14 protein-coding genes are annotated in these 12,419 nt (G+C 47.9%); all 14 read right to left on the bottom strand.

Features of this window, described 5'->3' with window-relative positions; all coding sequences use genetic code 11:
- Positions 1 to 18: 18 nt before the first annotated feature.
- The 14 genes from D0C36_RS19735 to D0C36_RS19670 all read right to left on the bottom strand — a co-directional run bounded on the left by D0C36_RS19735 (position 19) and on the right by D0C36_RS19670 (position 12,408).
- Positions 19 to 450, bottom strand: coding sequence for a cupin domain-containing protein (locus tag D0C36_RS19735; protein ID WP_117393379.1), 432 nt, complete (start codon positions 448 to 450; stop codon positions 19 to 21).
- Between the two features lie 223 nt (positions 451 to 673).
- Entirely contained in the window at positions 674 to 2,143 is a 1,470-nt protein-coding gene (locus D0C36_RS19730) for an aminotransferase-like domain-containing protein (protein WP_117393377.1), read from the bottom strand.
- Between the two features lie 50 nt (positions 2,144 to 2,193).
- Positions 2,194 to 2,829 (bottom strand): sterol desaturase family protein, encoded by a 636-nt coding sequence (locus D0C36_RS19725; RefSeq protein WP_233524525.1) that lies wholly within the window; start codon positions 2,827 to 2,829, stop codon positions 2,194 to 2,196.
- A gap of 177 nt (positions 2,830 to 3,006) precedes the next feature.
- Positions 3,007 to 3,447 (bottom strand): DoxX family protein, encoded by a 441-nt coding sequence (locus D0C36_RS19720; RefSeq protein WP_147322058.1) that lies wholly within the window; start codon positions 3,445 to 3,447, stop codon positions 3,007 to 3,009.
- 125 nt (positions 3,448 to 3,572) lie between these two features.
- Positions 3,573 to 4,010 carry an RrF2 family transcriptional regulator gene (locus tag D0C36_RS19715; protein WP_117393374.1) on the bottom strand — a complete coding sequence of 146 codons (438 nt, stop codon included), beginning with the start codon at positions 4,008 to 4,010 and terminating at the stop codon, positions 3,573 to 3,575.
- A 111-nt stretch (positions 4,011 to 4,121) separates the two neighbouring features.
- Complete coding sequence (locus D0C36_RS19710) at positions 4,122 to 4,553, bottom strand: GNAT family N-acetyltransferase (protein ID WP_117393373.1); 432 nt, start codon at positions 4,551 to 4,553, stop codon at positions 4,122 to 4,124.
- A 117-nt stretch (positions 4,554 to 4,670) separates the two neighbouring features.
- A complete protein-coding gene (locus tag D0C36_RS19705) occupies positions 4,671 to 4,961 on the bottom strand; it encodes a hypothetical protein (protein ID WP_117393372.1) in 291 nt (96 codons plus the stop codon).
- A 258-nt stretch (positions 4,962 to 5,219) separates the two neighbouring features.
- Entirely contained in the window at positions 5,220 to 6,812 is a 1,593-nt protein-coding gene (locus D0C36_RS19700) for an MFS transporter (protein WP_117393371.1), read from the bottom strand.
- Positions 6,809 to 7,852, bottom strand: a complete 1,044-nt coding sequence (locus D0C36_RS19695) for an HlyD family secretion protein (protein ID WP_117393370.1) — start codon at positions 7,850 to 7,852, stop codon at positions 6,809 to 6,811. Before D0C36_RS19695 ends, D0C36_RS19700 begins: the two co-directional genes overlap by 4 nt.
- 26 nt (positions 7,853 to 7,878) lie before the next feature.
- On the bottom strand, positions 7,879 to 9,243 hold the full coding sequence (locus D0C36_RS19690; RefSeq protein WP_117393369.1) for a TolC family protein: 1,365 nt from the start codon (positions 9,241 to 9,243) through the stop codon (positions 7,879 to 7,881).
- Between the two features lie 80 nt (positions 9,244 to 9,323).
- Positions 9,324 to 9,995 carry a pirin family protein gene (locus D0C36_RS19685; protein ID WP_147322057.1) on the bottom strand — a complete coding sequence of 224 codons (672 nt, stop codon included), beginning with the start codon at positions 9,993 to 9,995 and terminating at the stop codon, positions 9,324 to 9,326.
- A gap of 117 nt (positions 9,996 to 10,112) precedes the next feature.
- Positions 10,113 to 10,997 carry a helix-turn-helix domain-containing protein gene (locus tag D0C36_RS19680; RefSeq protein WP_117393367.1) on the bottom strand — a complete coding sequence of 295 codons (885 nt, stop codon included), beginning with the start codon at positions 10,995 to 10,997 and terminating at the stop codon, positions 10,113 to 10,115.
- 84 nt (positions 10,998 to 11,081) lie between these two features.
- Positions 11,082 to 11,423: a 2Fe-2S iron-sulfur cluster-binding protein gene (locus tag D0C36_RS19675; protein ID WP_117393366.1), complete on the bottom strand. Its 342-nt coding sequence runs from the start codon at positions 11,421 to 11,423 to the stop codon at positions 11,082 to 11,084.
- Entirely contained in the window at positions 11,404 to 12,408 is a 1,005-nt protein-coding gene (locus D0C36_RS19670) for an NAD(P)/FAD-dependent oxidoreductase (protein ID WP_117393365.1), read from the bottom strand. The genes D0C36_RS19675 and D0C36_RS19670 overlap by 20 nt, the downstream gene beginning before the upstream one ends.
- Positions 12,409 to 12,419: the final 11 nt, after the last annotated feature.

Below are 12,419 nucleotides of genomic sequence, written 5' to 3'. Positions count from 1 at the left end.
GAATATCCTGATAATGATTTATTTAATATGCTTTTCGGGGACAAGAAAAGGTTTGCCTGCATCACCTATAAATATGGCAAGCAGCCTGGCAGGTTTATCAGTACTGACATTACGTGTGCCATTATGCAGGCCATCCGGTTCTTCGTAGAATGTATCGCCTGCTTTATAACGGTAGATTTTTCCCTCAAATGTCGATTCCAGTTCACCTTCCAGTACGTAACCGAAAGTCGGGATCGGATGACGGTGTCCCGAAGATGTCTCACCAGGTGCAAATGTTACGACAACCATCTTAAACTCCTGGTTTTTTAATGATGGCGTATTGAGCAGTTTCGAGAAGATAACTTTCGGAGGCGTGGTGGTTACTTCTTCATGAGCAGGATTATGCTGAGCGCGGGCGATACCTGTAAAGAATGATGCTGTAATAAAAGTCAGCAGCGCTATCTTTTTCATATTGTAATATTAAAGGCAAGGCTTCATTGCCATTGTCGATACAAATTTACCCCGGGCTGTGGACCATCTCATGGACCAGCAACACCACATCATAGGGTCCAGTACAGGTTTCTTACCCCGGGAATGCGGATGATTTTCGGACAGCAGCGAAAGGTCTGTACTGAAGTTTTTATTCAGAAAGACAGTATAATATCTTGTATTTCAGAAAGGTAAAATCTTATTATTAAGAAAGAAGCTGACGGAGGATATCTGTGACCCGAATAATTTCTCCTTCAACAAGAGAAGCAAAACCCAGCCTGATGGAATTATTGTGCACTGATGCCGGGTTAACGCAGGCATTCCCGATCAGATGCAAACCCTGCTCTGCGGCTTTGCGGATCAGTTGCTTCAGATCATAATTTTCGTGGAACTTCACCCATAAGGCAAGCCCTCCCTGAGGTATAGCGAACGAAACCTTGTCACCAAGCTTTTCTTCAAGCAGTTGAGCCATCAGCGCACAGCGTGAAGCATATATTCTGTTGACGTTCTGGATATGACGGTCGAGCGACCCGGACATGATCATTTGAGCAAGTACGTATTCATTAAAGACGTCTCCCTTAAGATCGAAAAGGCGTTTCAGATGAAGCGCCCGCTGAATGATCTTAGGTGCTGATATCATAAATCCCAAGCGCACACTTGGGCCAAGCAGTTTGCTGTATGAACCGACATATATGATTTTACCATTATGACAGCTGGTAGAAAGCGGTAATATAGGACGGTTACTATGATGGTAATCATAATCGTAATCATCCTCGATCACCCAAAAATCATATTTAGACATCAGCTGAAGAAGTTTCAGCCTCCTCTCCGAACTCATGGTAACGGTTGTGGGGTGATGGTGGTGCGGAGCAAGGTAGAGCATTTTTACCGGCCTGTCCTCCAGGATCCTTTCAAATTCCTCGATGATCATCCCGTCTTCGTCCACCCCTATCCGGTTAATAACGGCACCGGCATTCAAAAAAGTTTCATCGCTGAACACATAGTTCGGTTCAGTGACCACCACCTCATCACCCTTGCCTACCAAAAGCGTTATGGCCAGGTAAATAGCCATCTGCCCGCCTCTTGTGATCAGCACATTCTCTTCAGCCACATTCAGTCCCCTTGAACTGTTAAGAAAAGAAGCGGTCGCGTTTTTCAGGGATGGGTGTCCTCCCTGATCAAGGAAATAAGTGGCTCTGTTCAGCGCTTTATTATCCAGATGCTTACGGTACTCCCGCTGCATATCATTATGCGGCGTAAGCCGGTAGTCAGGTAACCCGTCCGTCACTAAAAGCTCATAATCGGGTATACGCCGTTTGCCGAGTTTCGGGATCTCATCTTTTTCGATAAAGACAGGCTGCTGCCGGTCCGTTTGCTCAAATTTATTGACAGGATGAAAAGAGCGGGGCTTGATCAGCGGGAGATTGGTCTTTACCCGGAACCCCTGCCTCGGCACTGACTCGATCCATTCCTGATCAAGCAGGTCTTCATAAGCTTTGTTGATCGTTTTACGGTTGACGCCGATCAGCCCGGCCAGTATCCGGGTAGCAGGCAATAAAGCGCCTGGCACAATCACCCCATCACGGATCAGCCTGATGATCTGATCGCTGATCTGTGCAGCAATGCTGACCTGGGAATTGCGGTCAGTGACGATAAGGTTGTTAAAAGGCAGCATTATGTTGATTATTCGGCTTTCGCTTTACCGGCAGCGCAGTCCGTATTAAACTATTTTTCTTTCGTATCTGAAAATACCGATCCTGTGATGTGATCCCACAGCGGTGAACTCACGCCATAACCCTTTTCCGGTTCCTGATAGTGATGACGCATATGATGGTGTTTGATCTTCTTAAAGATGCCGCTTTTAAAGTTAAAGTGGTGCATAGCGTAATGACCGATATCATAAATAAGATAGCCGATCAGGAAAGTACCAAAGAAAAACCAGAAATACCGGTCCGGAATACAGGCTTTGAAAAGATAAAAGAAAGCGATAGCAAGAGGGATACTCAGAGACGGGGGCATTACCAGCCTTAACCTGTCGCTCGGATAATCATGATGAACACCGTGGATGATGAAATGCAGTCTTCTGCCGATAGTGCCGGGGAGCTCAAAATGAAATACATACCTGTGCATCACATATTCTACAGCGGTCCATACCAGCATCCCTGCGAGGAAATCGGCCGGATATTCCCATAAAGCCATGTCGGTCAGCGAAGACCTGTAAAAGCAATAAATAATTACGGGTATGAACAGATACAGCGGGACAGTAAAATGCACTTTTGACAGTGCTTCAAAAAAATCACTTTTGAACATCCGGACTGAATCTTGGGAATTGGATACGAATTTTCTTTTGCCTGCTGCCATAGGGTTTATGTATAAAGTTGAATATAAAGAGTATTAATGTTATGTAAAAATTAAAGCGGGCGTTCCGGCCGTGAATCGCTAACCTAACAAATCGGTCAAAGCCACTGAAATAAAAACTAACCGGTTTCACCATGAACACAGACCGGATACCCGCTTTATTATTTTCAGATCGTTATATTATTTGTCTTTTAAAACGCTGTCAATACTCCATTTCGGATCCTCAGTGAAAGTCAGCAGTAAAGCAGCGCCGGCAAATACAAAAACCGGGTATTTGAACGGGGCAAGAATGCCTTCTGATATGATCATACTGACCGCAAAAAGCAAAGTCAGTACTGCACTGCCAAAGGCATTTGCTTTTATCTTAAAGCCAAGTATCAGGCAAACACCGAATATGATCTCGGCCATCGTTGCGATCAATGCCGCAAAATTGCTTACGCTCTCCGGCAGGAAGGACATGATCACATGCGCATAGCCTGTAAAATGTTTCCAGTCCCCCCAGTTGACACCTGAACCCGGCGCACCCATGAATCCTAATCTGTCTGCAACAGGTAAAAGAAAACCAATACCGAGAGCGAGCCTGGTTATTAACTGGGGTAGCGCATTTGCTTGTGATTTCATATTCTTTTTTTTAACAAAATTACGCCTGAAAAGTCTCACTAAATGGTCCAGCAGGTCCAGGTAGAGGGGTCCAGAAAATTATCTGTGTATACTGCTGCCGTCCGCACCGGCTGTAAGAGATCAGTTTATTTTTTCAGCGATGTCATGCCATTGAGCAGGTCTTCGTTGAATGATTTGATAGATGTTCCGTTAAGGAGCTTTGTAAGGTCGTTCCTTATGGCTTTGAATTCATGATGGAGCGGACAAGGGTTTTTCTCAGAACACTGCTTCAGACCGAGTGCACATCCTTTGAAGATCTGTACACCGTCGATCGCTTCGACCACATCACTTAGCGGCCTGGACAAATCTTCCTCCGTCATATAGAAACCGCCGTTCGGGCCTTTAGCTGAGTGAATTATCCCTCTTCTGCTCAGGTCCTGAAGGATCTTTGCGAGAAAATGGGCGGGTGAATCGATACCCTCTGAGATATCTTTTATTCCCACTCTGGTCCCCTCAGGGGTCCGGTGAGCGATAAAAAAAACCGCACGCATCGCATATTCGCAAGTCCTGGAGAAAACGCCCATATCTTTAATGCAAAGCTAAATCTTTATTAAAGATATAAAACTCTTTAATTGTCATCTTTACAAGCAGCCGTCACGGGAATCACCCTCTCCCTGAGAATAAGCCCGGACAGATCATCCAACAGGTTTTGCAAAATGGTTGCAGGCCAGTATGTAACCCTGATTCAGATAAAGCCTGTGAGCCGGATGCAGTGCATAACCGCTGTCAAGATGAATGCTCTGTACCTGCTGCTCTCTCGCCTCGGATTCTATAAAACCAAGAAGTGCTGCCGCACAGCCTTTCTTCCGGCTTTCCGGTGCAGTATACAGGTCATCAATATAAATGATCTTCCCCGTCCTCAGCATCTCGTATTTTCTGTAACCGGCAAATCCCATCGCGCTGTTGGTATCTTCATCCATGGCATAGACTATTTCAAATCCTCCTTCTCTGATCATTCTTTTTACCAGGACTGCCAGATTTCCCGCGTCCAGGTGAGGCCTGAAGGCAAGGATAAGATCCTTGCACTTTTCAATATCCTCCGCTGACTCTACTTTTTTACACAACATAAGTCTTCAATTAAAATTTCAGACAAAGTTATTCCCTCAGCAGCCGGCGATGTGGACCAGTTTATCCTGCAGCGGGGGACCAAAGTCTTTCCAGCTCTTTCCGAACCGGAAACAGGATCAGTGTATCACCGCATTTGTGAATATACCGTCAGCGATCAGTACGCCCTTCTGACCGTTGAATGTATCTATGGTATGGATATACTTGAAACAGCCGTCGACATGATCATACCCCTGGTCAACTACGCGGATCTGCACTGCGCTGGCCGCGAAATCTTCGTTGTTCTGAATGCATAGCAAACGATTGGTCTGCATCATAAAATCCTGGTCATAACCTTTTGAATGCAGCTCGATCACTCTGCGTGTGATTGCGCTGTTGAGTTTCCTGTGGTGCTTTGATGAAATATTCATAACGGATTGATTTACAGTTTTTCATATTATTGAATTCGATAAACCAAACCATTAAAATATCATGCCATTTATACAAACTACTGATAATCAATTCATTAAATAATTACAAGACCTATATCGACGCTCTTTCGTCATACCATGGCAGTCGAACGGCGAAATATCGTATCCGGGCTGTTCAAAATCATCCTTCGGTAAAGGGAATGTGCTGTAAAGCCCTTCCCCTGTGATGACGGCTTCAAATGAATGATCCTGATGATGTTAATTTATCTGTGCTGCCGCATTATTCTTTTTGAGAACGGAAACGAGGATCCACACGATGCCGGCAATGATCATGATCGTTCCTGCGATGACCGAAAGCTGCATAAATACAGCACGTATTGTCAATAACTGCGTCTGCGTCCCGATCAACCTGCCCAGGGCTCCATTGGCCAGTGCGGCGGCCTGCTCCGGCACATAGCCTTTGGTAAGATATAACTGTTTAAAGCTGTCCAGCCGCTCTGCCGTCTGCTGGTCGGTCCCGGTGATACGGATGAGGAAAGATTCCTTGTAGATCTGGTTATAATACAACTGCAGATTATAAAAACCCGCGCTCGCATTTAACAAAGCGGTAAATCTTGCATATGCTCCGATCACCAGCCCTGTGTATCCGGCGGCAGGCGTTGCCGTCCTGATAATGAAAACCACGATCGGTACGAGCATCATTCCGGATGCGGCCCCCTGCATGAATACCGGAACGATCAGATCCCCAAAGGCAAGATCAGGTGTCATTATTAAATAGACCCAAAGGTGGTATACCAGCAACAGGGCAAAACCAATGAAAAGAAAACCGGGAAAAAAACCAGGCTTTCGAAATAAAAGAGCGGTTGACAGGACCATAAACAGGATGAGGCCTGCAAGATTGAACAGCCCGAGCTCCATGGTCTGCGACGGGCTCCACTGCAGCACACCGCCGGTGTAACCGAATAAGAGGTTAATGCTTTCTTTCATTCCGTAGTAAACGGCAAGCAGTAATAACCCGAGCCATATTTTAGGGTTCAAAAGCGTCCGGACCTGGATCAGCGGACGCTTTATCGAATATTCCCTCAAAATATATAAAAACACTGACACAACAGTGATGAGAACCGACAGACGGATGCGGTGATCAGCAAGCCAGTAAAATTTGGAACCGTAAATAATAGTGTATGCGAAAGCCACAGCTGCAGTCACAAAAAAGACAGCTCCGACCCAGTCGATCTGCCAGAGCGGATAAAGATGTCTGTCTGTCCGGCTCTTGAAACCTGTCATGATGATTACAAGTGAAATGAGCAGGAACAATATGATGTAATAATACAGATGCTGGAAATCTGCAGTGAGGGAAACATTCGAGGCGACCATACCGATGATCACCGTGTTGGCAAGTACAGAACCGTATAAAAGTACTGACGGGATCACCTGCCTGTGCTCTGTTTTGAGATAGGCGGAAACATGCACAAACATACAGGAAGCAATACCGCAAACGACAAGTCCCTGCAGAAAACGGATGACAAAGAACAAAACGAGATCGTGAACGAACAGACAAGCCGCCGCCAGTGCTATTCCGCACGACAAAATGACGATCATATAGTTTCTCGGCTCGAAATAGCGCTGAAACCTGAACTGAACAGGCAGCATGACCAGTATACCCACATAGGTCATCTGAATAGCGAAAGTAACATCTTCCTGCTGCGCACCGAGGTAAGAGATAACAAAGTTCTGACTGAGTGCAAAGGCACCGAACTGAAAAACAGCAGAAAGCGTAACGAACACCAGCAGGGTCCTCACCATCCAGGGAGACCGGTGCAGCCAGCTTCTGAGGTATACGGGAGGATTCATATTCCTTTATTTTTAACTGCGACGAGAACATTCATACCTGCTTTCACCGCCGTGATATCCTTATCTGTAAATCTGATCTTTACTGGGATCCGCTGTACCACTTTCACAAAATTCCCGGTTGCGTTATCCGGGGGGAGCAGCGAAAACTTAGCTCCGGTGGAAGCTGATATCGCTTCTATCCTGCCCCGGTAAACTACGTTATCGATCGCATCGACCCTTATATCCACCGGCTGCCCGATGTACATACCGTTCACCTGTGTTTCCTTGAAATTGGCGGTGATCCACTTGTCCCTTTCATTGACGATCGATACGAGCGGCTGACCCGGCTGAATCTGCTGTCCTTCCTGGATCGACTTTTTACCCATCCGGCCGCTGTAGGGAGCCCTGATTACCGTATAGCCCAGGTTGATCCTTGCAAGTTCAAGTAATGCATTTTTTCTTTTAAGGTCCGCTGCCAGCAGCGCCCGGCGTGTTTTCAGTTCAGCTATCTTTGCATAACTGGCCCGCAGATTATTCAGCGCGCCGCTGTAATCACTTCTGGAAACATCATAGCGGGACTGAACCGCATCAAGATCTGAACCTGTAACAGCTTCTTCACGCACCAGGTTTTTATAACGTCTGATATCCGACTGCTGCAGTACCAGCCTTGCCTTAGCCCCGTCTGCCTGATCTTTATTGACCTTTGAAGCGGCCTGGAGGCTGGTAATACCTGCGTTCAGCACGTTTACCTGCGCAATTGCATCCTCAACTGCCGCTTCCGCTTCCAGTACACGCTGACGGTACTCCCGGTCATCCAGTGTGACCAGTGTATCTCCTTCTTTTACGGGCTCGTGTTCGCCGAAGCGTACAGACCGGATATATCCTCCGACCCTTGCCGAAACAGGATTGATATAGGATTCTACCTGTGCATCATTTGTTTCCTGGTAGCGGCTGCCTTTAAGAAAGTAAAAAATAAAAAAGCACGCTGCCCCTGCGATGATAGCGAGGGCAAAAACAGTGAGAATAATGGTTAGGGGTCGTTTGGCCGGTGATGTGGTCATGATCGATGTAATTAGATGGTGAATGATTATAATTTACCGGCCGTGTAAAGCATCCGGTAATAGATCAGCTTTGCGTTGATACGGGCCTGGACCAGGTTGTAACGGGTTTCCTGATACAGATTGTCAGCATCAAGAAGATCCGTCAGCAGCGCCAGCTGATTAAGATACTTGGCGTTAACGATACGGTAATTGACGAGCGCCTGTTCGATCGATCGTTCTGTGACCGAGATACGATTCAGGGCCTCGCGGTATTTGATCAGCAGCGCTTCTGCTTCCTGCCTGACATTGTCAGTTATATTCTGTTGCTGGAAACGGAGTTGTCTCACCCTTATCCGGGCGGCGGCGGTCTTATTCTTATTCTGGTAAACCGACGAAATATTATACTGAACTCTGATCCCGATGAAACCTATAGCATAGGCCTGGTCCACAGGCGGATAAAAGATGGTATTCGGGTAATTGATGCCATATGCGGACAACAGGGACACAGATGGCAGGGAATTACTGCGGATCCCTTTCAGGCGGTCTCCAAGGATCAGCAGGTTCTCTTCTGCCTTCCGTACTAAAAACGCATTGCCTGCAGTCTGGCTGAGCAGGTTATTAAGTTCCTCCGGATCCGGCACTGCCGTGCCCGAAGAATCCGCAGGTTCGACCTTTACGCTATCCGGAATATTGATAAGCACATTCAGCTTCTGGTTACTGATCAAAATATCGTTTTCTGTCTGTTCAAGGTTAAGCTTGACTGCTGACAGGTTCAGTTCCGCCCGAAGCAGATCACTTCTGGTAACTTTCTGATTACGGAAGAGCGATGAGATGTTTTTGAGACGTGTCTCTGCCCGGACGACCTGCTCAAGTATGAAATGCCGCTGATCGTTCAACCGGACCATATCCAGGTACTGAGCAGCTGTCTGCAGGCCGGCCGCTGCACTTTGTTCCTGCGCATTCACTCCCGCGAGATCTTTTTTGTGACGCTGCTCAGCGGTCAGGGCCCGTTGCTTTCCGCCGGAGTAAAGATTAAAGCTCGCGCTCAGTCCCGCGTCTGCGCCATACTGGCTTGGACGCTTCGGTACACTGTGGGCTCCACCGAGACCGCTTTCAAACAGGGTAAGCTTTGTAAACCGCTGGTAACCGGAGGACGCGGTAATCACCGGCAAAGCATTCATTCTGGCATCATCGAGATCTGCCAGGCTCGCCTCTTCTTCCTGCCCGGCCGCTTTTACCAGGTTATTATCTGTCTTTCCAAGTGTTATGGCTTCAGTGAGACTGAGCTTTCGTACTGCCGGAGTAAGGGATGGCTGCTGGGCATAAGCCATGTTCCATCCTGTTAAAAAAATACCGGCAAATATCCATATGAGCCTGTATAAAAAGGGCTTTATCCAAACTGATCTTATCATATCAGATTATTATTTAGATTTTCTGTTCTGCGCATAAATGTGACGGACTAACGGCCGCTGAGCCGTCGTCCGGTTTTTCTCTAATTGTACCTGATCAGGAAGATCTCGCTCATTCTGTCAAACTTCATTGTTAGCGGACCATCTGCTTCCAGCATTACCGTATCGCGGTAGCTGAGCATCCGTCCGTTGATGTTAAGTGATCCGCTGATCAGAAAGATGATAACCTTACGATGTTCGGCACTGGGCTCAAGCACGTAGACAGACCCCGGGCCGAAGAGGCCGCGCCACAGTTCAGTGCTCTGCTTTTCCGGTGCAGTAACCGGATAAAGCTGCCCTTCTTCACGCTGAAATGAAGCAAGCTGAAAATGGAACATGCTGTCCCGCTCAGGCATGTGCAGCCATATTTCCAGCAGATCGTCTTCATAAGTTTCATCGGTATTATGCAGGGTTGCCTGCAGCGCTCCTTTACCGGCATTCACCATCAGGGCATCTTCGCTGTGCATTACGACGCGGTTCCCCGCGGTATCAAAATAGGTAGCGGTACCGCTGATCATAATACGTATGACCAGCAGCGGACTTCCGGCGAAGTTCTGTAATTCCTGCCCCCCGGGAACAAGGCTTTTATTGTCAAACCGTACGACCGGCCCCCAAAGGTCACCTGCTGCCGGATAGACAACGGGAAAGATCATCTGGTGATTCTTGACATTACCCATATCGACGAACTTCCGGTCCTGTTCTCTGATAAATCTCATGATCGTAATTTTAAACCTGCCTTGCCTGATTTCTTTATGAATTCAAAATTGCCGTAAAAACACGCGCTAAAAAGGGCTGTACTTCGGTACTTTTAGTCAATATTTCGGTAAATGGATTCACTGGGAGAGTGATTTCCTGTATTCTGCGGGGGATAAGCCCTGATGTGTCTTAAAAAACTTCCCGAAAACAGACTGGTCTGAAAAGCTGAGGCGCTCGCTCACCCTTGCTATGCTCAGTGTTCTGTTCTGCAGAAGTACCCTTGCTTCCAGCATGACGGCTTTATTTATCCATTCACCGGCGGTTTTTCCGCTTTGCTTTTTGATGACCTCGGAGAGATACTTCGGTGTTACATTCAGATTGCTGGCATAAAAGCCGACAGTCCTGTGCCGCCAGAATTCCTTTGTCAGCAGGTTCCTGAAACGGGTAAAAAGCAGGTTGCCTTCATCAGGCTGCTGCCCTGCGCTGCGGCTCCGGTGTATCGCATCAATCTCATGAATAAGCAAATACCCGTAACTCCGCATCAGCTGTGGCTCATTAGGGTGCATTCTGCCGAAAACACCACTGACGAGATTGAATATCGACGCCAGCCTGAAAGCTTCCTGTTCATGCAGCTGAAGCACATGTCCTTCATTATCCTCAAAAAACCTGTACCTGTCCAGATAAAAAATGTTCGCCAGCGTTTCCAGGAGAAAATCAGCGGTGAAAAAGAAAAGCTGCATATCCGGCCGTTCATCTGACCTGCGAAAGGACCGCGTAACGCTCGGGCCTAAGGTAATGACTGCCGGCCCGGTTATGACAGTCGATGTAAGATCCGCCTGCAGGTGCATTACCCCCTGCCGCAGCCAGACTACAGAATAAGTTTCCGTCCGGAACGGTTCATCCGTGTACAGCGGCTCGCAGCCGGTATCAACGAAAAGGTACTGTTTTCTCGGTGCTGCCAGGTCAAAGGCTTTCTGCAGCTTTGAGATCGATAACGTACTTATTTGCTCTACCATGTTCATATCTGTATTATTTTGCCGGCCTGCCCCCCTTGTAACAGCTGCCGCGCGAAAGGATGCAGTGTTCTTCCGGTTGGTATCCGTTACTTATGCATAATTCTGCAGCCTGAATATCATCCCATTCATTGCGGGTGAAAGGGGCAGCTGACAGGCCAGCCTGCTCCCGGTGCCTGCATCAGGTAACATTTCCAGCATCGCAGCCTCGTCATCATCCGGAGGCGCTAATTCGCCGGCACCGCTGATGACCTTAACGAGACAGGTGCCGCAAATTGCCAGCCCTCCGCATACACCCTTGATATAGAAACCGTTCGACCGGAGAATATCCATCAGTGAAAGGCGTACGTCAGCAATTGTCTCGACCATTCTCCAGTCTCCGTCCGTATCGTAAGCTTTAAATTCTATTTTTCCCTCAGAATGCATTGATCCCATAGACTGTTGTATATTTAAAATTGATCCGCTGATCAGGATAGATAAACTGGAAAGCACTCCTGGCCATCAGGGCGGCTTCATGGAAACCGCAAAGTATCAGCTTTAATTTGCCAGCGTACTGATTAATGTCCCCGATCGCATAGATGCGCTTTTCGCTTGTACTGTAATCCAGTGTATTCACGCTGATGGCATCTTTATCCATATTGAGGCCCCATTCTGCGATAGGTCCCAGTTTTGGCGTCAGGCCGAAAAGCGGAACGAAGTCGTCTGCCGGGATCAGCAGGCTTTCCCCGCCATAGACGGAAACGCCTACACGCTCAAGTCTTCCCTCGCCTGTCAGATGTGTGGCATGCGCCCTGGTGATCAGGTCAAGTTTCCCGGCATTCGCTAACTCCTGTATCCGGTTTGCCGTGTCGGGTGCGCCACGAAAAGTGTTCCCCCGGTGAACCAGCGTAACCTTATCAGCGATCCCGGCCAGAACGAGTGTCCAGTCCAGTGCCGAATCGCCGCCGCCAGCTATGACGACCTGTCTGCCCCGAAATGCTTCGGGATCCCTGACCGAATAGGTCACGCCTTTTCCTTCATACAGCTCCAGATCAGGGATTGAGGGCTTTCTGGGTTCAAAACAGCCGAGACCACCGGCGATAACGACCACTCCTGCGCTGATAACTGTTCCTGCCGAGGTTGTCAGCAAAAAAGTATCAGCGGCCTGCCTGTTTACCTGTTCTACGCGTTCGCCAAGTGTGAAGGAAGGCCTGAACGGCGCGATCTGTGTCATAAGCTGTCCGATGAGCTCCTCTCCCGTGATCGTCGGATAGCCGGGAATATCATATATAGGCTTTTGCGGATAGATCTCCGTCAGTTGTCCGCCGACCTGTGTTAATGCGTCAACCACATGGCAGCGCATTTTCAGCAGCCCCGCTTCAAACACCGCAAAAAGTCCGACCGGACCGGCTCCGATTATACATATATCTGTTGATATCATTTTCAGTTACC

The organism is Mucilaginibacter conchicola (assembly GCF_003432115.1).
In the GTDB taxonomy this organism is placed as follows: Bacteria; Bacteroidota; Bacteroidia; order Sphingobacteriales; family Sphingobacteriaceae; genus Mucilaginibacter; species Mucilaginibacter conchicola.
The sequence above is the reverse complement of the archived record's forward strand: the minus strand, read 5'-3'. Positions and strand labels throughout refer to the sequence as shown.

Excerpts from the sequence above, each read along its gene's own strand:
- D0C36_RS19690 (WP_117393369.1), bottom strand. The coding sequence starts at position 9,243 with ATGATAAGATCAGTTTGGATAAAGCCCTTTTTATACAGGCTCATATGG.
- D0C36_RS19670 (WP_117393365.1), bottom strand. The coding sequence starts at position 12,408 with ATGATATCAACAGATATATGTATAATCGGAGCCGGTCCGGTCGGACTT.
- D0C36_RS19730 (WP_117393377.1), bottom strand. The coding sequence starts at position 2,143 with ATGCTGCCTTTTAACAACCTTATCGTCACTGACCGCAATTCCCAGGTC.
- D0C36_RS19735 (WP_117393379.1), bottom strand. The coding sequence starts at position 450 with ATGAAAAAGATAGCGCTGCTGACTTTTATTACAGCATCATTCTTTACA.
- D0C36_RS19710 (WP_117393373.1), bottom strand. The coding sequence starts at position 4,553 with ATGTTGTGTAAAAAAGTAGAGTCAGCGGAGGATATTGAAAAGTGCAAG.
- D0C36_RS19700 (WP_117393371.1), bottom strand. The coding sequence starts at position 6,812 with ATGAATCCTCCCGTATACCTCAGAAGCTGGCTGCACCGGTCTCCCTGG.
- D0C36_RS19685 (WP_147322057.1), bottom strand. The coding sequence starts at position 9,995 with ATGAGATTTATCAGAGAACAGGACCGGAAGTTCGTCGATATGGGTAAT.
- D0C36_RS19720 (WP_147322058.1), bottom strand. The coding sequence starts at position 3,447 with ATGAAATCACAAGCAAATGCGCTACCCCAGTTAATAACCAGGCTCGCT.
- D0C36_RS19695 (WP_117393370.1), bottom strand. The coding sequence starts at position 7,852 with ATGACCACATCACCGGCCAAACGACCCCTAACCATTATTCTCACTGTT.
- D0C36_RS19715 (WP_117393374.1), bottom strand. The coding sequence starts at position 4,010 with ATGGGCGTTTTCTCCAGGACTTGCGAATATGCGATGCGTGCGGTTTTT.
- D0C36_RS19680 (WP_117393367.1), bottom strand. The coding sequence starts at position 10,997 with ATGAACATGGTAGAGCAAATAAGTACGTTATCGATCTCAAAGCTGCAG.
- D0C36_RS19725 (WP_233524525.1), bottom strand. The coding sequence starts at position 2,829 with ATGGCAGCAGGCAAAAGAAAATTCGTATCCAATTCCCAAGATTCAGTC.
- D0C36_RS19705 (WP_117393372.1), bottom strand. The coding sequence starts at position 4,961 with ATGAATATTTCATCAAAGCACCACAGGAAACTCAACAGCGCAATCACA.
- D0C36_RS19675 (WP_117393366.1), bottom strand. The coding sequence starts at position 11,423 with ATGGGATCAATGCATTCTGAGGGAAAAATAGAATTTAAAGCTTACGAT.